The organism is Alteromonas sp. ALT199, from assembly GCF_018619335.1.
Classification (GTDB): Bacteria; Pseudomonadota; Gammaproteobacteria; order Enterobacterales; family Alteromonadaceae; genus Alteromonas.
Genome location: NZ_JAHHDX010000084.1, coordinates 59,239 through 81,906, shown reverse-complemented (window position 1 = coordinate 81,906; position 22,668 = coordinate 59,239). Strand labels below are relative to the sequence as shown.

Here is a 22,668-nt window from a genome sequence, read left to right as displayed (position 1 = left end):
ACATGGCTCGCGTAACTGTAGAAGATGCCGTAGATAAAATTGGTAACCGCTTTGACTTAGTGCTTGTTGCTGCACGCCGTGCACGTCAAATTGCCACTGGAGGCAAAGATCCTATGGTTGACGTTCAAAACGATAAGCCAACAGTAACAGCGCTTCGTGAAATTGAAGAAGGTTTGGTAACTGCTGCTACGCTAGAACAAGCGGATCTGCACGCTCAAGAAGAGCAAGAACACGCTGAATTTGCATCAGTAGCAAATATTTTATCTGATCAATAAGACCTCTTTTTAACGGTTTTATCGATATTTTGGCGCCAGTGCTTTGAAAAAAGCACTGGCGCTTTGCTTTTGGTGTATTGGCTTATTGCACAATAAAACGTATTCTTAAGGTGTCTAGGTATATAAGGGTAACGCTTCACTGTGTATTTGTTTGAAGGTTTAAAGCAGAAAGTTGTAGAGTACTTGCCAGCAGAGCGCGTTCAGCTGGTTCAGGATTCTTTTGTGCTAGCTCAAGACGCGCACGATGGGCAAATGCGTTCAAGCGGCGACCCGTACATTACTCACCCTGTAGCAGTGGCCGGTATTCTGGCAGATATGCATCTTGACCATGAAACTATCATGGCTGCTTTGTTGCACGATGTTATTGAAGACACACACTATAGCAAAGACGATTTAGCCGAAGCTTTTGGTGAGACAGTTGCAGAGCTTGTTGAAGGGGTAAGTAAGCTAGATAAACTTGCCTTTAGTACCAAGCAAGAAGCGCAAGCAGAAAATTTCCGTAAAATGATGATGGCCATGGTTCAAGACATCAGGGTCATTCTTATCAAGCTTGCCGACCGTACCCACAATATGCGCACGTTGGGCTCTCTACGTCCAGATAAGCGCCGTCGTATAGCGCGCGAAACGCTAGAGATATATTCACCTATTGCTCACCGTTTGGGTATTCACGATATTAAAAATGAGCTTGAAGACTTAGGTTTTCAGGCCATGTACCCAATGCGTCATCGCGCATTGAAGTCTGCTGTGCGTCAGGCACGGGGCAACCGTAAAGAAATCATCGAAAACATTCGCGGAGAGCTAAACACTCGTTTAGACGCTTATGAAATTCGATCTGAGGTGTTAGGTCGCGAAAAACACCTGTATTCCATTTACCGTAAAATGAAAAACAAAGAACTCATGTTCAACGAGGTAATGGACATTTACGCATTTCGCATTGTGGTGAGCTCGGTAGACAACTGCTATCGCGCTTTAGGTGCAATGCATGGTCTTTATAAGCCTATTGAAAACCGCTTTAAGGATTATATTGCTATTCCGCGTACCAACGGCTATCAATCGTTGCATACCTCGCTGATTGGTCCTCACGGTATTCCTGTTGAAATTCAAATTCGTACACAGGAAATGGATCAAATGGCGGATAAAGGGGTGGCAGCGCACTGGCTTTATAAAGAGCCCGGCGACAATGGCACCACAGCGCAGCTTCGTGCTCGTAAATGGATGCAAAGCTTACTTGAGCTTCAGCAGTCTGCCAGTTCTTCGTTTGAATTCATTGAGTCTGTGAAGACAGACCTGTTTCCTGACGAAATTTATGTATTTACCCCAGATGGTCGCATCATTGAATTACCTATGGGCGCAACCGCCGTTGACTTTGCCTACGCGGTTCACTCTGATGTAGGTAATACCTGCGTGGGGGTGCGAGTTGAGCGCAGAAACTTCAGCTTAAGTAAGCCCCTTGAAAACGGTCAAACCGTGGAAATTATTACCTCACCTAAAGCGAAGCCTAATGCGAATTGGCTAAACTTTGTGGTGAGTGCTCGCGCGCGTACCCGTATTCGCCAGTATCTGCGTAAACAGCATTCTCAAGAAGCGGTGAACATGGGTAATCGTCTACTGCGTCATGCGTTAGGTAGCGTGAAACTAGACGATATTCCAAACGAAGATATCGAACGTGTGGTAGCCGAAACCAAACATGCAAATTTTGACGACCTGTTAGTAGACATTGGCCTTGGTAACGAATTAAGCGCAATTGTAGCGCGCCGTTTATTAGGCGAGAGCACTACTGATTTGTCAGACAAAAAGGGTAATGTGGCTATTCGCGGTACAGAAGGCCTGCTTGTTCATTATTCTCGCTGTTGCCACCCCATACCGGACGATGAAATTGTTGCGGTATTAAGCCCAGGCCGCGGAATGACTATTCACCAAATTGGGTGCAATAACATTCGCAAGCTTACTCGAGAAGAGCCTCAGCGCGTGCTGCCTATGCAATGGGACGACAACCCGCAAGGTGAATTCAAAGCATCACTGCGCATAGAACTGATAAACCATCAGGGCACACTGGCAACTTTAACGAACACCATTTCAGGGTGCGATTCCAACATCATTGGTCTGCAAACTGAAGAAAAAGAGAGTAATATCTACTTTATCGACCTAGAACTTACCACGCACAACCGTGTGCACTTGGCGCGCGTAATGAAGAAAATACGCACCATGCCGGAAGTTCAGAAAGTGTCTCGTCATAGTCAATCACGACACTAATTACTACAAAATTTAGGAACTACTATGTCTAAGTCTATTATTCAGACCGATAAGGCACCTGCTGCTATTGGTACTTACAGCCAAGCGGTAAAAGCAGGCACCACTGTTTACCTTTCAGGCCAAATTCCATTGGTTGCAGAAACCATGGAAATGGTTTCTGACGATTTTGAAGCGCAAGCGGTACAAGTATTTGAAAACATTAAAGCGGTTTGTGACGCTGCTGGCGGCACCACGAACGACTTAGTAAAAGTGAATATTTTTCTTATTGATCTGGGTCACTTCGCAACGGTTAACGAAATTATGAGCCGTTACTTCAATAAGCCTTACCCAGCTCGCGCTGCCGTTCAGGTATCAGCGCTGCCTAAAGGCGCACAAATTGAAATTGATGGTGTGATGGAACTGCCGGAGTAAGCCATGTCACCTGAGCGTTACCAACGCATTAGAGATGTGTTGGAAAAAAGGCAAACTGACCTTACGGTTTGTCTTGAAAATGTGCATAAGCCTCACAATGTTTCTGCCATAGTGCGAACCTGTGACGCCGTTGGAATTCATCGCGTTCACACCGTGTGGGAAAAGAAATACCAGTTTCGACGTGGCACGGCCATGGGCAGCCAGCAATGGGTGCGCCAAACCAACCACGATGGTATTAGCGATGCAATGGCTGAGCTAAAAGGCCAAGGTATGCAGGTGCTGGTCACTCATTTATCTGATACAGCGGTAGATTTTCGCGATGTTGATTACACAAAGCCTACTGCTATCTTATTCGGCCAAGAGAAATACGGTGCCTCTGATGAGGCGAAAGCCATTGCCGATCAAGACATCGTTATTCCTATGATGGGCATGGTGCAGTCGCTAAATGTATCGGTAGCCGCAGCGTTGGTGCTTTATGAAGCCCAGCGTCAGCGTACTATTGCGGGTATGTACAATACCCAGCAGTTACCTGAAGAAGAATGCCAGGCATTGGCATTTCAAAATGGTTACCCTCGTTTGTATAAACTTTGCCAACGCAAAGGTTTGCCATTACCTGCTATTAATACTCTAGGTGAAGTGGATGCCGAAGATAGCTGGTGGCAAGAAATGCAAATTACGAAAGCAGAAGCCAATGCGCTAGAAGCCGACTGAGAACTAACGTACTAGTTTTGCTTTTACTTTTGCTCTCACTTGCATAGGGGCCAGCGTAAAAAACTGGCCTAAAGCGTACTCGCCAACCCTGCTACAATCCTTTACACTTCTTTTCTAATAATATGTTGAATAACACCAGCTTGTGCCCTTTAAAGGTAAAGTAAACTATGTTTCATAAGAAGGATGTCGCTTGATGCAAGCACTGGCCACTACACCCATAACTGCGCTTAAAGGCGTAGGCGCAAAGGTGGCAGAAAAGCTCAATAAAATTGGCTTGTTTACCCTTCAAGATATTCTGTTTCACCTCCCTCATCGCTACGAAGACAGAACCCGCATTTACAGCGTGGCAGAATGCCGCCCGTTTACCCATGTAAGCGTACAGGGCGAGGTAATGAGTGCCGACATTCAATACGGAAAGAAACGCATGCTGGTGGTAAAGCTTAGCGACGGAACAGGTACAATAACCCTACGTTTTTTTCACTTTGGCGCCGTACAGCGCTCAATAATGACACCGGGTAATACGGTGCGCTGTTTCGGCGAAGTGCGTACTGGCAAGTGGGGCATTGAAATGATGCACCCTGAATTTAAGCTAGTGGACGAAGACGCGCCACCCACAGAAGAGTCACTTACGCCGGTTTACCCGACGACAGATGGCGTAAAACAACTTACTTTACGCAATTTAACTGACCAAGCCTTACAGCTTTTAGATAAAGGCGCGTTGGCCGATTTGCTACCAGAAGGCATTTATGACGATCAGATTAGCCTCAACGAAGCGCTTCATTTGGTGCACCGTCCGCCGCCTGATGTAGATGTACATGAAATGGAAGAGGGGCTGCACCCTGCTCAATATCGATTAATTCTTGAAGAGCTGCTGTCTCATCATTTAAGTGTGCTTAAGGTACGAAAGCAATCAGACGCGCAGCCTGGTATTCCTATTAAGGTTAACCAACCGCTTATCGATAAAATGCTCGCTCAGCTGCCGTTTTCGCCTACCGGTGCACAGGCAAGGGTAGTCGAAGATATACAAAAAGATATGCAGCACGCGCGGCCTATGATGCGCCTGGTACAAGGTGATGTGGGCTCGGGTAAAACCTTAGTTGCAGCACTGGCCGCGTTATCGGCCATTGGCGCTGGGCACCAGGTAGCGTTAATGGCACCAACAGAGCTATTGGCCGAGCAACACGCCAATAACTTTCGAGGTTGGCTAGAGCCACTAGGTATTGAAGTGGGCTGGCTTGCCGGAAAGCTGAAAGGCAAAGCGCGCAATGAAGTTATGGCGCGCTTAGAGGCTGGTGATATTCAAATGTTGGTGGGTACTCACGCCATTTTCCAAGAAAGCGTGAACTATCAGCAGCTAGCGCTGGTTATTGTGGATGAGCAGCACCGCTTTGGTGTACATCAGCGTTTAGCTCTGCGTGATAAAGGCGAACAACAAGGTCGCTACCCTCATCAGTTAATTATGACGGCAACGCCTATTCCAAGAACATTGGCCATGACAGCTTATGCCGATTTAGATACTTCGATAATTGATGAACTGCCGCCCGGCAGAACTCCGGTACAAACCGTGGTGCTTCCTGATACACGCCGCGCCGATGTGATAGAACGCGTGCGTCAGGCTTGTAAAGATAATGGCAGACAGGCTTATTGGGTGTGTACGCTTATCGATGAGTCGGAAGTGTTGGAGTGTCAGGCAGCTGAAGACGCTGCGGTAACCTTGCGTACCGCATTGCCAGATTTGCAAGTAGGCTTAGTGCACGGGCGTTTAAAACCCGCTGAAAAAGCCCAAGTGATGGCTGACTTTAAAGACGGTAAGCTGGACTTGCTGGTGGCAACTACGGTTATTGAGGTAGGCGTAGACGTACCGAATGCCAGTATTATGATTATTGAAAACCCTGAACGATTGGGCTTAGCGCAGCTTCACCAGCTACGTGGCCGAGTAGGGCGTGGAGCAGTAGAAAGTCAGTGTGTACTTATGTACCAAAGTCCGCTATCTAAAACCGCTACTCAGCGCCTTGGTGTACTGCGTGAGTCTAACGACGGGTTTTATATTGCCCAGCGTGATCTGGAAATTCGAGGGCCGGGTGAATTTATGGGTACGAAACAAACCGGAATGGCGGAGCTTAAAATAGCTGATCTAGTACGCGATGCTGCTCTTATTCCTAAAGTACAAGAAATTGCCTATACCCTTTGGGACAAATACCCGTCTCACGCTCAAGCTATCATTAATAGATGGATAGGGCATAAGGAGCAATACGGTCATGCTTAAGAGTGTGCCTTTGATTGATTGCGATAACGGCAACAGCGCTAAAGCAAATAGCGAAGACGCTTGGCTAATAAGTTCAATCAGCGAAAAATGGGGCTTTCCTGTTATTAGTAGCAGTGAAAAGCCCGACGAAGGCTTGTATCTACAGGTGCAAAATGGCGTGCTGGGCCTTGCTGACGCAGGTGAGAAAAAAGTGCATCCCGTTGAAGTAGATTTTGCGTCACCGGCCAGCTTATATCGCAAGCAACATGGCGGTGGGCGAAAAGAACCCATAGTTAAAGCTATTGGCCTTAAAGGCAATGAAGCGTGGCATGTGGTAGATGCAACGCCAGGACTTGGGCGTGATGCCTTTGTGTTGGTTAGCGTGGGCTGCAAGGTCACTATGATTGAACGCTCGCCTGTGGTTGCCGCCTTGCTTGAAGATGGTATTCGCAGATTAGCACTTAGTTTTCCAGAACTTGCAGCTAAAATGTCGCTTCAGCATGGAAATAGCGCTGAGGTAATGCAATACTTCACTGGTGAGAATGTGAACGCTATTTATCTAGACCCCATGTTCCCACACAAAAAGAAGTCAGCCTTGGTGAAAAAGGAAATGCGGCTGTTTCAGCAACTGCTTGGTCATGACCCAGACGCAGATGCGCTGTTACCGCCAGCACTAAAGCTAGCTACGCACCGGGTAGTGGTTAAACGCCCAAACAGTGCAGATGTGCTGGCAGGAATAAAAGCATCAATGGCTATTGAAAGCAAAAAACACAGATTTGATGTGTATTTGTGTCAAAAAAATCTAGGAGAGTAGCATGATACAAGTTGGGGGCACTTTGCCTGAAGTAGATTTTAGCCTTTTAGAAAATGGCGAAATAACTAACCCAGGAACGAACGAAATGTTTTCGGAAAAGCGCGTTGTACTATTCGCAGTACCTGGCGCTTTTACACCTACTTGCTCACAAGCACATTTGCCAGGCTATGTAGCGCTTGCTGATAAGCTTAAGGCAAAAGGTGTTGATAGTATTATTTGCCTTAGTGTGAACGATGCATTCGTTATGGATGCATGGGGTAAAGCAAATAATGCAGAAGAAATTACTATGCTGGCCGACGGTAATGGTTTCTTTACCAAGCAAATTGGCTTAGACATGAGTACAGGTAACTTCGGTGGTTTGCGTTCGCTACGCTATTCTATGCTAGTAGAAGATGGCGAAGTGAAAAAGCTAAACGTTGAAGACCCTGGTCGTTTTGACGTAAGCGATGCCCAGAGCATGTTAGATAGCCTTTAATTTTTTCAAAAGGCGTTAATTACTCAAAGCCCGCAACAATTGTTGCGGGCTTTTTTCTTTTAGCTTTTTGTGAATATTCATTAATTTATATATGCGTATACTTGGCCGCTATTTTCATTAAAATGTAACCAAACTATGATCTCACAGTTTGCTAATTGCGTTGAATATCAAAGTGTTCAGCGAAGGTTAATCATTTGACATGCATTATTCTTGGTGAAAAACGTAGAAAAATTAAAGCCTAGCGTAAGACCGATGCACTGCGTTACTTAGCATGTAGCCTCGGTTAGTTACCTTTACTTGCTTAATGATAATAAGTATCATTTGCGCGATAAGACAAATGTTTTAGGAAAAAATATGACAACAACACTGAAAAAAATAAGTGCTTTGGTACTGGCTTCTGCGGTTACTTTCTCAATGCTATCCTCTCAGGCGCTTGCAAATGGTGCCATTGGCGAACACGTGAACAATCTTCATGCGCACATCGGCGAATATACCGAAGAAGTACATTGGTTAGAAAGCAAGTTTGGTAGTGTTGTTGACGCGTATGAAGCGAAAGATAAGTCTGTTAAGACAGACGCGCTTATTGAGTACTGGGAGGAAGTAGATTTTCACTCTGCTATAGAAACCCAATATGTGCCTATTTACGCCTCTATTTGGCAAGGAATCTATGGCGTGAAAGTTGCCATTGATGAAGGCAAGCCTATTGCTGATGTGCGCGTAGAGCAAGAGAAGCTAAATCATGCCTTGTGGCAGGCGTTAGGCGCGGTTAAACTTGCGTCTCAATATCAAAAAAAAGGTCTGGTAGGCCAAGTTCAAACCACTGAAGAAGAACCTACTACAGGCCCTGAAGTTATCGATGATATTAAAACACGTCTTGATCGTGTTGTTGCCAAGTACGCAGAACAGCTTCACGAAGTCGCAACAACATTAGTTCACGACACCTACCTTCAGCGCTTTGAAGGTGTTGAAGGTGACTTGATTGCGAAAGACGCAGCCTTGGTAGAAGACCTAGAAAAAGACTTTAACGTAACGCTTCCTCAGGCCATTTCGAAAGATACTGGCGTAGATTCAGTACGCAAAGTTGTAGAGTCTATGCAGGCTAAACTTGATCGCGCTCGCGCACTTTTAGTTGAAGTTGAACAAAGTCGCAAAGACGTATTTTAAGGAAGGGGTATGCAACGTAGAACATTCTTGCAAGGTCTAGCCGCAGCTGGTGCATTAACTGGCTTGCCGTTTAGCTTTGCTCACGCTATGACCCAAACGGGCAGCGTGTCAGTAGAGTCTTTGCCTAAACTAGAAGGTGATCTCACCTTGTATTTGGGGCGTGGTGAAGGCGGCCTGTACGAAAATGTTCTAAAAGCCATCGAAAAGCGCAACCCCAAACTAAACTTAAAAGTTAGACGCGGCGGTTCAGCAGCACTGGCAAATACCATTGTTGCTGAAACAAAAGCTGGCGTTAAACGTGCTGACCTGTTTTGGGCTGTAGATACGGGCTCTATTGGTGTTGTTACTGATACCGGCGCTGCAAAGCCGTTGCCTGACGATTTGCGTTCACAGCTTCGCGAAGACTTTCAGTATCCCAGCTGGTCACCTGTGACAGGCCGAGTGCGCACACTGCCGTACAACACAGAACGTGTTAAGCCCGAGCAAATCCCAGAAAGCGTGATGGCGTTAGCAGATAGTGATTTAAAAATTGGCTGGGCTCCCGCTTATTCGTCATTCCAGTCTTTCGTTACCGCCATGCGTATTTTGGAAGGCGATAAAGCGACCAAAGCGTGGCTTAAAGGCATTAATAAGCACTCTAAAAAGTACGCCGGTGAGCTTGGTGTAGTGATGGGCGTTGAACGTGGTGAAGTAGATATTGGTTTTGCTAATCACTACTACACCCTTCGTCTTAAATCAGGTAAGCCAAACGCGAATGTGGCTCTTGCTTACAGCAAAGGCGATGCGGGATGCCTCGTTAACGCTTCAGGCATTGTGGCGTTGAGCGACGGAGATTTGCCGGTTAACTTTATTCGATACCTGCTGTCGCATGAAGTGCAGTCTTACCTTGCTCGCGAAGCATATGAAATACCTTTGGTTCAAGGGGTTGAACCACCACAGGGCTTAGCGGATTTAAGTACGCTTTCGCCACCTGAAATGGACCTTCGTAAACTGGCTGATTTACGCCCAACACTTAACCTTATGAGGGAAGTTGGCGTACTGTGACAAACTGGCCAAAGTCGTATCCACTGGCACTACTTATTGCGCTGATGGCTTTATTGCCCGTCGGCGTTTTATTTTCTTTAGCTCAAGATAGTGCGCAACTTTTCGATACCCATAACCTTCGTGTGCTAGGCAATACTATCTCATTGGTAGTGCTTACTATCATTGGTTCGGTGCTTATAGGTGTCCCCCTTGCCTTTTTAACTGCCTATGTGCAAATGCCATTTAAACGGTTCTGGCTTATTTTGCTGGCCGCGCCGCTGGCCCTGCCAAGCTATATTGGCGCATTCGCCATGTATTTTTCTTTCGGTCGTGGTGGCGAAATAGAAAATATACTAGGGTTTTCTACGCCGCCGATTAGCGGTTTGTGGGGCTCTGCTTTGGTAATGAGCCTATACACCTATCCTTTTGTGATGATGACAACCCGTTCAAGCTTGCTGAGTTTAGATGCCAGTTTGGTTAACGCGGCGCGTACACTAGGGCTATCGCTAGGCGCAAGTTTATGGCGTGTGGTGCTACCGCGCGTAGTAAATAGCGTTGCTGCGGGGGCATTGCTTGCTGCGCTTTATGCCTTATCTGATTTTGGCACGCCCGCGATAATGGGCTTTGACACCTTCACCCGCGTTATTTTTGTTGAATACAACGCTTTTGGTTTAAGTCAAGCGGCTATGCTAAGCCTGCAGCTTATGGTGATTGTTGGGCTTATTCTGTTTGTAGAAAGTCGAATAGGTGGGGCTCAAGAACGCCCAGGAAAGCACTTGTCCTTGTTTCCTGCGCGCTGGCAGCGAAACCTAATGCTGCTTGCGACTATGCCCGTAGTTTTTATGGCTATTGTACTTCCCCTTGCTATCTTTACGCTGTGGTTAGTGCGAGAGGGGACAGGCGGTTTTGAATTAAGCTATGCGTGGAATTCAGCCCATGCGTCGTTTATCGCCGCGATTGTAGCCGTGCTACTTGCCATTCCGGTGGCTCACGCGGCCATTGCAGGTAAAGCTGGCCGCTTTATGGAGCGTATTACTTATTTCGGCTTTGGCGTTCCGGGTATTGTCATGGGAACGGCGCTGGTTTACGTAGGCCTTAAGTACTTGCCTGCGCTGTATCAAACTTTAAGTTTATTGGTTATGGCCTATGTGCTGCGTTTTATCCCTCTAGCGGTAGGAAGCGTTAGAAGTACCGCTGAAAATATAGATTCGGGCTTAGTAAAAGCTGCTCGCGTACTTGGTGCTAGCCCAAGAGAGGCCTTTATACGGGTTACGCTGCCCTTAACCCTTCGTGGTATGATTGCAGGGGCTGCATTAGTGTTTTTGGAAGCCATGCGTGAGCTGCCCGCCACCTTAATGTTGGGGCCTACAGGTTTTGAAACCTTAGCTACTTACATGTGGCGTGTTTACGAGGCGGGTTACTTTGGACGCGCTGCCGTACCTGGGCTACTACTGGTTTTATTATCTGGCGTGGGGCTGGTTCTCATGCTGTCGGGCGAAAGAAAAGCCCAGTTTACTGTTACCGAGGATGGTCGTTCGTAATGCTTAGTGTAAGTAATTTGTCAGTGAATTATGGGTCTACCCGCGTTGTCGACAAGTTAAATCTTGAGCTTGGGCAAGACGAAATCCTGATGTTGGTGGGGCCAACTGGCTGCGGTAAAACTACTATTTTGCAAGCATTGGCAGGGCTTATCCCTACTTCAGAAGGCGCTATGAGCCTAGGTAATTGGGAAAGTACAGCAAATAAACACGTACCGCCTGAAAAGCGTAACGTTGGTATGGTGTTCCAAGACTTTGCGTTATTTCCCCATCTTACCGTTCAGCAAAACGTATGCTTTCGTTTAAAAGACACTAAGCTTGCGGATCACTGGCTTAAACTGTTAGGTCTAGATAATTTCCGCGATGCTAAACCTGCACGTCTTTCAGGTGGTCAAAAGCAGCGTGTTGCGCTAGCCCGTACCCTAGCGCACGAACCTTCTTTTGTACTGCTAGACGAGCCCCTTTCAAACTTAGATGCAGCGTTAAAAGACAGCTTGCGTTGGGAAATTCGCGATGCGCTTAAAAAGGCAGGCGTACCCGCAATTTGGGTAACGCACGATCAGGAAGAAGCATTAAGTGTTGGCGATAGAGTAGGGATACTGAATAAAGGTGTACTGGAGCAATTAGACACCCCTGAAGCCTGCTACTCTTCACCAGCTAGCCGCTTTGTGGCGCGTTTTATGGGTGAGGCAAGCTTTTTAAGTGCAACATTTGATGCTAGTGAAGTAAATACAGACAAAACGGTTGTTACAGAGATCGGCAAGGTGCCAGGTACGCCGCTTCAAGGCGCTAACGGCAATGTAGATTTGCTGGTACGCCCTGATGATTTAAGTTTAGATGCAGCCCATAGCGAAACTAACTGTACGGTGAAGTGGGTGCGTTATGAGGGCGAAAGTCGACTTTACGCTGTTGTACTAGATAGCGGTGATGAACTTAAAGTACGTGTAAGTCATGAGAATGCGGTTAAGCCAAATTCTCGTGCTTTCGTTCAGTTAATTACTACTCATCCTTTAGCCGTATTTCCAAAAAACTAAATAGTAAGTCGCTTAAAACTAACTAAAAAAACAGAATGCAAAAAGGGCAGCCTATGGGCTGCCCTTTTAATTACTAGCACGTTATTTTTTACATACGCGCTATGCGTTTTCGTTTACCACAATCACTTTACGGTGCGGGAACGGAATTTCAATGTTAGCTTCATCTAGCGCTTTCTTAACTTGTTCAGGCACTGAGAATAGAATGTCGAAGTAATGCTCCCCATGACAGAATGGACGAACAATAAAGTCTACTGAGCTATCGTTAAGCGTAGATACTTCAACAAATGGCGCAGGGTCTTTAAGTACGTTTGCGTGGTCCGCCAATACTTTGTCGATGACTGCACGAGCTGCATCAATATTTTCGTTGTAGGCAATGCTAAACGTCATGTCTACGCCACGAATTTCATGGTGAGAATGATTAACAATTTGCTCGCCCCAAATTTGGCTGTTCGGGATAATGATTTGCTTATTATCGAAGGTTTGCAAAATAGTAGTGAATAAGTCAATTTCGGTTACTTTACCAAATTTACCCGCTGCATCGACAAAGTCGTTCACTTTATAGGGGCGGAAGATAAGAAGCATTACACCCGCTGCTAAATTAGATAATGTGCCTTGCAGCGCTAAGCCTATCGCCAAGCCAGCTGCACCTAACAGCGCGATGATAGACGCAGTTTGAACACCAAAGCGATTAAGTACCGCTATGCCCACGAACGCAAGAATAGTATAGCGAGCTACGCTACCAAAAAATTTAAACAGCGTGTCATCAAGCTGAGGGTGGCGATTGGCAATTGAAACAATGCCCTTGTAAACCTTGCTAGCAATCCAAAGGCCAATAACTAAAATGGCTAGGGCTAGAAGGATGTTGGTAGCCCAGGCTAATGCCGCAGGCAAGTACTCGTTAATATCGAGTGATGCTAAGAACTCTTCCATGGATACAATCCTCTGTAATTTGTGAAGTAGTTACTGCTTGTTTGGTTTGTTTGTTCGTCTAAATTGAGTTGCACCTCAATTCTGGAACGTATTTATAGGCGAATTACAAATCTTTTAGTATTGTTAAAAAGTATTAAAAACCATAATTTTCTACTAAAGAACTAGATTAAATCTTCCGTAAGACTCGGCTTTGCATTGTGCAGTATGGCTTATTACGTATAATCCCGAATTCTTAATTTGCGCTACAATGAGCGTAAGTTTTTTTGGCTTGATGTAAGGTAAATACAGAGTGATTAAGCGCGACGTTATAGTTATTGGTGCAGGTGCTGCAGGGCTTTTTTGTGCGGCACAGGCGGGAGCGAGAGGGCGCAGCGTAGAAGTACTCGATCATGCCAAAAAAGTAGGTCGCAAAATTCTTATGTCAGGCGGTGGGCGCTGCAATTTCACCAATATGTACGCGGGACCAGAAAATTTCCTTTCGCAAAATCCTCATTTTTGTAAATCAGCATTAAGCCGCTACACCCAATGGGACTTTATTGGGTTAGTTGCCGAACATGGTATTGCTTATCACGAAAAAACCTTGGGCCAATTGTTTTGTGATGACAGCGCCAAAGATATCGTCAATTTATTGCTTAACGAATGTAATAAAGCAGGCGTTACCATTACTGCCCGCTGTGAAATATCAAGCGTAGAAAAAGTTGATGGTGGGTACTTACTAAACACCTCGAGTGGCGAATATAGCTGTGAGTCTTTAGTTATCGCGACCGGTGGCTTGAGTATGCCAAAGCTAGGAGCCACGCCATTCGGTTATAAAATTGCCGAGCAATTCGGCCTAAACTTATTACCCACACGTGCAGCGCTGGTGCCCTTTACCTTGCACGATAAAGACAAAGAAACACTGGCGGAACTTAGCGGTATAGCCGTTGATGTATACGCCAGCTGTAACGACACTACGTTTAAAGAAGCGATGCTCTTTACCCACCGTGGTTTAAGCGGCCCTGCTATGCTGCAAATTTCAAGTTATTGGGAGGCGGGTGACAGCTTAAGCATTAACACGCTGCCCAATGACGATGCCACTGCACTTATACAAACCGCACGCACCGAAACGCCAGATGCACTGCTTGCTACCTGCTTAAATAAAGTATTCCCCAAACGCATGGTGCAAAGCTTTATTGAATATCATAACTGGCGCAACGTGCCGGTGAAACAGCTTACCCACAGCGAGTGCGACGCCATTGCTGACACGTTAGAAAATTGGCAAATAAAGCCAAATGGCACAGAGGGGTACCGCACAGCAGAAGTCACCATTGGTGGCGTAGACACCAACGAACTTTCATCAAAAACCATGATGGCGAAAAATGTTGAAGGTCTATACTTTATTGGCGAAGTGGTTGACGTTACCGGCTGGCTAGGCGGCTTTAACTTCCAGTGGGCGTGGAGCAGCGGTTGGGCAGCAGGGCAGGTGGTTTAAACGCACCTAAGCCAAAGGGGGTTGTAAGAATAATTAGTGACAATGTAATAGGCAAAACCCGTTTCCTTGAATAGCTACTAAACTATTTTCCTAACTTTAAAGGCGTGCCTTAAGCAAATGACATGCGCAAACATGTCACTTTCTACAATAACTTATTTTGGCAGACTTCACTGATTTATGAGGATGCGATTCTGAGCCAAAACCGTAGCGTTTAATCCAAGCATAAAGGTTATGACTAGATGCCCCTAAACATTTAGCGAAAGTAATAAAGAAGGTCAGTGTCGGTAACTTTTTTATTACTTCGACTTTGAATTGTTCATGAACACTTTTTAGTCGCTTGTTTATCTAACACAGAGGCGCCTAAGCAGTCAGTGGCGATGAATTATTTATTTCATTTCATATTAGCACTTACTAAATCCACCCCTATACGGGCTTCATATTGTATTTGATAATTTTGGTATCGAGATGCAAACGCAGGGCGAAGCTTAGCTACGAGTTTAAACTTTCGAGTTGCCACTTCTAAGGCAAGAGTCTCAGGATTAGTAACCAAGAACTGTACATCTTTCGATTTACCTAGAGCTATATATTCATCGTCATGACTGACAACAACACCTTGCTCAATGGTTGGTGAGTCATCACTTTCATATACATTAAGAGCAAGCCTGGTACCTTCATCACTTAGAAATATTACATGTGACCTATGTGCTTTTCTTAGGTGGTCGAGTTTTTTGTTTGTAACATCAGCCAATCTAATGAAACGCATAGGTCTGTGCGGCTTCATCCTCTTTGTTATCTCACCAGTCATTTGTTTTGGGACCGTATTACAACTTGGCGCAATACAAAGGTAATATACATTGTCATCAATATCTTTAAGCACCGCACCAGTAGAAATATGATCTGGAAGTTCTTTTTCTATACTCAGCTGCTCATTAAACGCATGCAAAACATCACCTCGAAATTCATCCGTTACATTTTCAATTGGAACTTTAAGGTTCTTTCCTGCTGATTTAACAATGTCTTTTAAATATTGACCATACTTGCCTTGATTAGTATCTGGGCTTGTATATTGTGGTAAGTTCTCATCAACGCAATTAGCTGTTTCTTTTATAAATCTGAGCAGCTCTGAGCTATTTTGGATCTTATCAACAACATCATTGAGCAAGTTGTTTAATAACTCCTTACTTGCTTGTTCTCTTTGAGAGTCTTCTACTCTTAAAACCCCCCACAACGCTGCTATCTGTTCGGTATCTCCAGCTGCCAATACTTTTTCCATTGAGAGGTTGGCATCTTCGACTTGATTTTGTAATTCCGATGTAACAACACGATAAAAGCTAGGATACCAATCAATCAAGGTTTCCTGAATTAGTTCCCATACTTCTTCCGGGGTTGTATCTCGTTTTTGCTCACCTTCGCCAGTGTCTTTGCTACAAAAGACAACAAATACATCACCAGCTTGCAGCCACTTTTGTCGTTTACCATGAATTTCAAACGAAGAAATAGGGCAATTATTTTTATTATATGGGCGAATGTCTTGCTCTAAGAGCCATTCTACATGTTCTACATTCGGTAGTTCATAATTTTGATCATTGCATGCATTTCTTAAATCTTCAGTCAGTTGCTCAATAACATGCTCTGATTTTAGGAACTGCTCATGTATATCTTTTGAGACTATTAACTGCCATTCTTCTTTCCATTCAGCATGGTTAGTTTGCCATTCTCTGTTTAGTGAAGGCTCAGAATAAAAAGCTTCCGCATTATTGTCATGGTTGCCACGCAACGTAGCCGCAACTTCAAACCATACGTCATCAAGGTTCTCTTTAGTGTAAACAACAACGATATTCATGTGTTTACTTTCACTTAGTTCATCGATGAGTCTTAAAGAGTACTCTGCAGGATTATTCTGCACATCTGTTTTTAAATAATAATCTAAAACAATTAGGTCACTCTTCCGAACCTTATCTTTATCTAAACTATCTGTTCTATCTTCTACATCACAGATAAGTCGTTTTTCATGAAAGAAACTAACGAATTCTTTAGCGACATCGATCTCATTAGATTGCTACTTGCTTGTGTTAGCAAAGTTTGTAACTTACTTAGTCTGGCTTGATAAACTGTTTCTTTATCTGGTGTAGTGGGATTAACATCAGCTGAAATAGCCTCTAATTCATTGCGAAATGAACTGCTCGAAGCAACTAAGTTTTCAAATGGCAAATACTCATCATCAATAAGTAAAACCGATCGAATAGCATTGTCACGAAATGCTTCTACAATTTTATTTCTATATAACTCTGGCATTTATCTTACTTCCATTCCGCGAAACTGAATAACAAAATTCGCTCCATCCTTAATAAGTTTTTCTTCTGGGTTTTCTGCATACCATATGCTATGACGAGCAACTGCTAAATTCTGTCGTGAAAGGTATAGACCTACACCGTTCCCAGTCGGGCGCCGGCTATAAAAGAGTTGGAAGAGATTTTTCACATCCTCAGGATCTATTGCAGGCCCGTTATTCGCTATAACGACCAAATCGTTGATGATATCAATTTTAATTATGCGTTCGCCTTCTGCCATTCCTACCCAGTACAGAGCGTTGTTAACTAAGTTAATAAATACTGGGATAATGCGAGATTGCACGTCGACTATTTTCATTCTTTGAAATGAATCACTAATATTCAGATGTACATTTTGCTTTTCAAACTGATCTGTAAAAAAGTTTGTTATATTTTTAACTATATCTCGACCATATATATCATCTCTTACTTGATAACCTGATAGCTTAAGAGGTGATAAAAAGCGCAAGTAATCTGTAAATTGCTTGTGTGCCCGCATAGCATTTTTAAAGCCAATTTCTTCTTTTGCTCCTGAACTCATAGAGCTAAGAGAACGAGTAACCGCCTTGTCTTGTGCACTCAGCTCATGTGCAAGAATTTCAAAACTAATACCTAGTTGAGCCAGATTACGTATTTGGTTGATTTCTTGTTCAGCATTTTCTCTTTCCTCTTCAGCAAGATTGAATGCGGATTCAATATCTATACCCCGTTCCAACTTGTCTATAGCAAATAGAAAGTTTTCATATTTTGTCGCAATATCATCGGCTAACTCTCTATACACTTTGTCAAGCTCATTGAGAACAAATTCAGTATCGCTGGAGTTAGTAACAGCATCTAAAATGTTTATAGCCTGATTTTTATATGTATCCCGATCTGTTCGAACTTCGTGTCTCCAAGTGACTTGAAGCCGCTCTAGCGTCATTTCTATCGCTTTGGCATAACGATTGATTTGCTTAGAAATAGCAGCGTCACTTGAGTCATATTTATTTTGTGCACTCTCCATTGGGCTACGTTGCTGGCTAAGCGATTCAATTTTGTTCAAACGTTCACGGCATGTTTGCAGCAATTCGCTAAGTTCCCCAAAAAGGTCACGGTAGCTACGATACTGTACTTCTTGTGAATCACTTAATTTTGCAGGTTTGTTTGGTGTCTTCAGCTCGGGGCGAAGAGATTCTAGTTTGTCAATCTGGGCCGCTAGTTCATCTAAATGATGCAGAGAAACTTCTATGCCTTTTTCAAGCTCTTTATGAACGTTACGAGCATTTTCAACTTGGATATTAAGTTTCGGAAGATTGGTTTCCAATGCTTGAACAAATACTTGTTTATTGATTCTAGCTGACGAACTACGAGCTCTATTTTGCCTTTTTTTATCCTTAGATAATTGCTCTAAAAGTGATTTTCGTTCATCAGATTTAGTACCAAAATAACTGTCAGCTAATTGGACCAAGAGATTAGTCATTAAGGCTTTGAGCTCTCTTGCTGCTTGATTTTTAACAAACCCTTCTCGGCCAGCTTTATCTACTAGTCTCTTGTTTTCCTTTTGGTCTAATTTGATTTGACCAAACATTCTACGCGTAGCCCAATGGTACCGACCTGCGTTTTTACCTCGTCGCTCTTCAATTTCGAAAAAGTCGTTATTAGCCCGTCCATAAGGTAAAACTCGAAGACCATCGCGAAAAATCATAAAGCCTGCATACTTTTCTGCTTGCTCTTTTAATAATGCGTGATGCTCTGGTTCATGTGTTGATTTAGACAACTCTATCTCAAACGTACCAATCTTAAGAGCAAAGGGTCCAGACTTTGTAAAAGCTTCCATACCAGGAGAACGGCACGGAATAACGACATCTGAATAATCTTTTCCAAAAGCTGTAATGCTTCCACGGAACCAACCTTTTTCATCAACTATTCCTTCAACCTTATGCTCAAGCTCTTTAAACTCTTCATAACCGAAGACTTCTTGATAATTAAGGATCTCGTTTTGTTCACCTAATAAATAGCCATCCGAATCAAACCCTTTGATTTCATATAAAAATTCATTCTTAGTTTGATGGTTGCGGCTAAATGGATCAACGAATGCTCGAAGAGTGTCTACTAGGTCTTTTTTAACCTCTTGATATTCAGATGAGTCTCTACTCATATCTCCACGATTAGTTAGCAGTTCTAAATCTCTTCCAAGATCTAACAGGTACAATGCCGTACCATGTTGCGAACCATCTAGTACTTCAACTTTTTCTAATAATGGTTGCCAGCTATCAGTGAAGTTAGGATTAAAAATAAAATTATTGCATAGTTCCTCAACCTTATCTTCTGTCGAGACGAAGGTGTCATTATTGGTTGGATTGTGGCGAAGTTCGAACGCTTCTTTTTCATCTACAGTGAATAGCTCCCACATTCGACGCAAAAGCTTTTCGTCCTCTGTTTTAGGCTCTAAAGCAAGATTCGAAAGCATTTCTTTTTGTAAGCCAGAGCATATTTCTGGCAATTGTTTCAAGCTATCAAACTCTTCCATAGGCACTTTAATATCATTCAGGCCTAGATAAGTATTTTCAAATAAACGCCAATCAATCAGAACAGCCGAAAATTTAGTGTTCATTTTTTTTGTTACGATCAGGGTTACTGGCGCGAGAAAAGCTGTAGATAATCTACCAATGCCTTTTTCACCCTGTGTATACCTGTCATCAAGACCAAATCTATCTTCTTCTGGAAGTAACTTTTTCTTAGTTTTTGAAGCAGTACCAACTGTAAGCCAACTATTTATAAGCTGGTCATATGTCATGCCGCAGCCATTATCAATTATTGATCCGCATTTGTTATCGCCATCGAATAAATGCAATGCTACGTTCCGCGCATAAGCGTCGTATGAATTTTTCCAAAGCTCACTGACAGCCGTTGGAGCATCCGCGATTTGCCCCTTACCAAGATGGTCTATCGTTCGCGCTTGAGCCTTAAACGAAACAGATCTCTTTGTTATTTTTTCAGTCATGTCAGATAGTTATTTATTAAATAAGTGCTTAACATTGTATGCACTTTATTTAGTTCAATCTACTACATATATCACTTATCAATACTTTGCCGAGTAATGGTGGCACTGCATTACCAATTTGCCGCGCTTTCTCGGTTGAACTTCCATAAAAATTAAACTCGTCAGGAAAAGATTGCAATCTCGCTGCATGTCTAAGCGTAATACCATGGTTGAGCCACGGATGAACAAAACGGCCCTTAGAAGGATTATTGCAGCCAGTAGTAACCGTATTGCTGGGCAAATGAATTAATATGCGACCATAAACATCTTTGTGGCCTTTGTATCCATTAGAGTGACATTTTAGCCTATGTTTCTCTCCTGCATCCTCTCTACTTCCGTTCAGCGGAGTATCAGAAAGTCGTTCTTTCATCATTGAGGTGGGTTCCATTTTTATATCGCACTGGTCATTTTCTTTGAATGGCTCTCCGTAGCTAAGCGAATCTAATAGCTCGAAAGTCTGCTTTTTATTGAGTTTTGATTTATTTTTGAAATAGTGCAGCCAATACTTTTCGTATAGCTCAGTTGGCACTTTTTCAAAAACACTTGAGGCAGTTTCCCAGTGAGGTTTTTTACTTGAGGTAGGTGAAAAATGTGTAGGTTGTGGAGGAAATTCAATATCCTTACTGTCTAGGTCGTTTCTAAGGCCGAAGATAAACACTCGTTTACGATTCTGCGGAACCCCATAATCTTTGGCATTTATTATATCGCAGAATTTGATTGCATAGCCTGCTTCTTGAGTTAGTGTAAGAAACTGCTTCAAGAATTCTTTATGACGCGTCCAAAGTAGCCCAGCGACATTCTCAACTAGAAAGGCTTTTGGTTTGAACTCATTGACAAATTCGAAATACCTTAAGAGGAGGGTATTTCGAGGATCATTTACTCCAGTGTCCTTAATGCGGTGAGTAGAAAATCCCTGACATGGCGGTCCACCTAGAATCAAATCTAATTCTTTCTGCTTTAGTCTTAGATTAACACGGAGCTTTTTTGGGTCGACATTATTAATATCGCCATCGAAAGGACCCGATCTCAAATCAATTTTGCGATTTTCGCGTTCAATAAAGTTTTTGTGATAAGTTATTGATGCAGCTTGATCAAACTCAATTGCAGCAATAACTTCAACTCCTGCATCATGCGCCGCACAAGTGAAGCCACCCGCACCAGCGAATAAATCTATTGCTTTAACTGTCATCCAAAATACTCAAAACTAATGCGGGAGCATATTTTACTTAGATATGTATAAAAAGCTATTTTCTAATGGTTGAAGTTTTATGGACGTCAAGGATATGGACAAAATGACATTATGTTTAATTGGGAAGAAGTGAAGCTCCGTTTAGATGGAATGGCGGAATTGTATTTGAGTGAATTTGCTTCGGCGGCAGTTACGGAAATAGTTTCCCATAAGAAGTACTTGAAGTTAAACCCGAGGTATTGAGAAGACATCTTTCCTACTTCAGACATTCAAAAATAAGCTGTAGTTACTCTTTTGCGGAACTTGACTTTCTTACTCCCTTTTTAGATAAGCACGTTAGCATAAATGGGAGGTATGCACGAATAATTCGTGCTTTGTTTGATCGCTTTGAATCTGGCGAAGTTTTTTCCGGCACGACACAACAGAGGTTTCGTATTGATTTTTTGAGGGGAAGAGTAACTAATGATGGAGTTGCTTGGCTCGAGGATGAATGGATATAGTCGATAGCCTGCGTTAGATGTCTACGGGCTTTTGCGGTAGTTGTGGGGGATACATATGCATCAAAAGCAACTTGATTTCTAGAGAGTCACAAGCATCCTGTTTACTCAAATACCTATAGGTTTCACGAAATATTAATAATGAATGGTTTAGAGTTGATGGCAAAAAGTATGACAGTTTTACACTAAGGCTTTAATTAGTGTACTAACTTTATTGTTCCTGAACATCAAAACGACATACCAATCGCAAGCCCCGCAACAACCGCGCTTTTGTGGTTTCGATGATAGTCGTAATGAAGCTGCGGCGACACGGTAATGCCCGACATTTCAAATTCGTATAGAAAGCCCAACCTTGCCACTTCCATTTTATGGCTACCGTGAAACTCAACGCCAGGGCCTATCTGTGCAATAAAGTTATTTGTAATATGAAGGTCGGCAACTAGCAAATAAGTATAAGCGTCTAAGTCTTCAAAAGCGTATTCTGCAACAAACCCCACGCCTAAAAAGTCGCTAAGCCGATACTCATAATCGATGCCCAATGTGAATGCGTTGCCACACTCTTTTGTGTAAGTGGTACCTATTAGTGCCGATAAATGATGGGGTGACGTTTCCCAATGATGAGCAGCGCCATTTGCAGCCCCCTTAGCTTCAGCAATGGGGGGAAATACCAAGAAAGTGGCAATACCTAAAAGTGTTGATACTCGCATAGTGGAGCTCGCTTTTTTTACCCGTGACTTCCTAGAAGATTAAACCTCTAGCACTTAATAAAGCGTAGGTGTTATGCCTCATCCTCACCAATGAACTTTAGTTGTACCCATCAAAAACAGTAGAAAAACAATACTGGACCTTTGGTAAAGGCAGCTATCTAAAACTAGCAAATACCGCTAAGGTATACAGGCAAATAAAAGGGATGCGAAAATGCAAAACGAGAGTGAAAAACAACTATTTTTAGACGCCTGCAAAGCGCAACTGGTAAGTCTTTACAAGGCAAGTAAAGATGGGAAAAAAGTAGAGGCAGAAAAATATCGCGTGCAAGGGTTCATGCACGCCGGTGAAGTAATAGGCTTAATCAGCAAAGAACAAGGTAAGGCCCTTATAGCCGATTTGCACATGGAAGTATTTGGAGAAACCATTAACGAAAGGGCACAGAGAAAGCGCAAACTCGACGCATTAAAAGAATCAGACTTAGATGCTTACTTTGCTATACCAGCCATTGAGCGACGCTAAATAAAAGTAACTTTTTTCGAGCGAACTGAAATTTATAAACTAAACTTAATGTGTGTTGG

19 protein-coding genes are annotated in these 22,668 nt (G+C 43.4%); 13 read left to right on the top strand and 6 right to left on the bottom strand.

Annotated features, from left to right (window positions below):
• Positions 1 to 2 precede the first annotated feature (2 nt).
• The 11 genes from rpoZ (at position 3) to KL866_RS08525 (ending at position 11,943) form a co-directional block, all read left to right on the top strand.
• Positions 3 to 275, top strand: coding sequence for a DNA-directed RNA polymerase subunit omega (gene rpoZ, locus KL866_RS08575; protein WP_214994616.1), 273 nt, complete (start codon positions 3 to 5; stop codon positions 273 to 275).
• 141 nt (positions 276 to 416) lie between these two features.
• Positions 417 to 2,528 carry a bifunctional GTP diphosphokinase/guanosine-3',5'-bis pyrophosphate 3'-pyrophosphohydrolase gene (gene spoT / locus KL866_RS08570; RefSeq protein WP_025257012.1) on the top strand — a complete coding sequence of 704 codons (2,112 nt, stop codon included), beginning with the start codon at positions 417 to 419 and terminating at the stop codon, positions 2,526 to 2,528.
• A gap of 24 nt (positions 2,529 to 2,552) precedes the next feature.
• Positions 2,553 to 2,939, top strand: a complete 387-nt coding sequence (locus KL866_RS08565) for a RidA family protein (protein ID WP_025257011.1) — start codon at positions 2,553 to 2,555, stop codon at positions 2,937 to 2,939.
• A gap of 3 nt (positions 2,940 to 2,942) precedes the next feature.
• Positions 2,943 to 3,650, top strand: a complete 708-nt coding sequence (gene trmH, locus KL866_RS08560) for a tRNA (guanosine(18)-2'-O)-methyltransferase TrmH (protein ID WP_025257010.1) — start codon at positions 2,943 to 2,945, stop codon at positions 3,648 to 3,650.
• A gap of 193 nt (positions 3,651 to 3,843) precedes the next feature.
• Positions 3,844 to 5,916, top strand: a complete 2,073-nt coding sequence (recG, locus tag KL866_RS08555) for an ATP-dependent DNA helicase RecG (RefSeq protein WP_025257009.1) — start codon at positions 3,844 to 3,846, stop codon at positions 5,914 to 5,916.
• The gene (locus KL866_RS08550; RefSeq protein ID WP_025257008.1) at positions 5,909 to 6,709 is read left to right on the top strand and encodes a class I SAM-dependent methyltransferase; all 801 of its coding nucleotides are present in this window, start codon (positions 5,909 to 5,911) and stop codon (positions 6,707 to 6,709) included. Before recG ends, KL866_RS08550 begins: the two co-directional genes overlap by 8 nt.
• A gap of 1 nt (position 6,710) precedes the next feature.
• Positions 6,711 to 7,184, top strand: a complete 474-nt coding sequence (locus KL866_RS08545) for a peroxiredoxin (protein WP_025257007.1) — start codon at positions 6,711 to 6,713, stop codon at positions 7,182 to 7,184.
• Between the two features lie 354 nt (positions 7,185 to 7,538).
• On the top strand, positions 7,539 to 8,348 hold the full coding sequence (locus KL866_RS08540; RefSeq protein WP_025257006.1) for a hypothetical protein: 810 nt from the start codon (positions 7,539 to 7,541) through the stop codon (positions 8,346 to 8,348).
• 9 nt (positions 8,349 to 8,357) lie between these two features.
• A complete protein-coding gene (locus KL866_RS08535) occupies positions 8,358 to 9,392 on the top strand; it encodes an extracellular solute-binding protein (protein ID WP_025257005.1) in 1,035 nt (344 codons plus the stop codon).
• Positions 9,389 to 10,912 (top strand): iron ABC transporter permease, encoded by a 1,524-nt coding sequence (locus tag KL866_RS08530; protein ID WP_025257004.1) that lies wholly within the window; start codon positions 9,389 to 9,391, stop codon positions 10,910 to 10,912. The genes KL866_RS08535 and KL866_RS08530 overlap by 4 nt, the downstream gene beginning before the upstream one ends.
• The gene (locus KL866_RS08525) at positions 10,912 to 11,943 is read left to right on the top strand and encodes an ABC transporter ATP-binding protein (RefSeq protein WP_025257003.1); all 1,032 of its coding nucleotides are present in this window, start codon (positions 10,912 to 10,914) and stop codon (positions 11,941 to 11,943) included. The genes KL866_RS08530 and KL866_RS08525 overlap by 1 nt, the downstream gene beginning before the upstream one ends.
• Before the next feature lie 99 nt (positions 11,944 to 12,042).
• Here KL866_RS08525 and KL866_RS08520 read toward each other — a convergent pair whose 3' ends face one another.
• Positions 12,043 to 12,873, bottom strand: a complete 831-nt coding sequence (locus tag KL866_RS08520; protein ID WP_025257002.1) for a mechanosensitive ion channel family protein — start codon at positions 12,871 to 12,873, stop codon at positions 12,043 to 12,045.
• Between the two features lie 289 nt (positions 12,874 to 13,162).
• Here KL866_RS08520 and KL866_RS08515 point away from each other — a divergent pair, with 289 nt between their 5' ends.
• On the top strand, positions 13,163 to 14,344 hold the full coding sequence (locus KL866_RS08515) for an NAD(P)/FAD-dependent oxidoreductase (RefSeq protein WP_025257001.1): 1,182 nt from the start codon (positions 13,163 to 13,165) through the stop codon (positions 14,342 to 14,344).
• A 391-nt stretch (positions 14,345 to 14,735) separates the two neighbouring features.
• Here KL866_RS08515 and KL866_RS08510 read toward each other — a convergent pair whose 3' ends face one another.
• The 5 genes from KL866_RS08510 to KL866_RS08490 form a co-directional block, all read right to left on the bottom strand.
• Positions 14,736 to 16,343 (bottom strand): response regulator receiver domain, encoded by a 1,608-nt coding sequence (locus KL866_RS08510; protein ID WP_311236138.1) that lies wholly within the window; start codon positions 16,341 to 16,343, stop codon positions 14,736 to 14,738.
• Complete coding sequence (locus tag KL866_RS08505) at positions 16,331 to 16,639, bottom strand: hypothetical protein (RefSeq protein ID WP_214994606.1); 309 nt, start codon at positions 16,637 to 16,639, stop codon at positions 16,331 to 16,333. The genes KL866_RS08510 and KL866_RS08505 overlap by 13 nt, the downstream gene beginning before the upstream one ends.
• On the bottom strand, positions 16,640 to 19,657 hold the full coding sequence (locus KL866_RS08500; RefSeq protein ID WP_214994604.1) for an ATP-binding protein: 3,018 nt from the start codon (positions 19,655 to 19,657) through the stop codon (positions 16,640 to 16,642).
• A 49-nt stretch (positions 19,658 to 19,706) separates the two neighbouring features.
• Positions 19,707 to 20,885 carry a DNA cytosine methyltransferase gene (locus KL866_RS08495; RefSeq protein WP_214994596.1) on the bottom strand — a complete coding sequence of 393 codons (1,179 nt, stop codon included), beginning with the start codon at positions 20,883 to 20,885 and terminating at the stop codon, positions 19,707 to 19,709.
• A 724-nt stretch (positions 20,886 to 21,609) separates the two neighbouring features.
• Positions 21,610 to 22,089 (bottom strand): hypothetical protein, encoded by a 480-nt coding sequence (locus tag KL866_RS08490; protein WP_025257000.1) that lies wholly within the window; start codon positions 22,087 to 22,089, stop codon positions 21,610 to 21,612.
• A gap of 211 nt (positions 22,090 to 22,300) precedes the next feature.
• On the opposite strand from KL866_RS08490, the gene KL866_RS08485 reads away from it, so the two are divergent.
• Complete coding sequence (locus tag KL866_RS08485; RefSeq protein ID WP_025256999.1) at positions 22,301 to 22,609, top strand: hypothetical protein; 309 nt, start codon at positions 22,301 to 22,303, stop codon at positions 22,607 to 22,609.
• Positions 22,610 to 22,668: the final 59 nt, after the last annotated feature.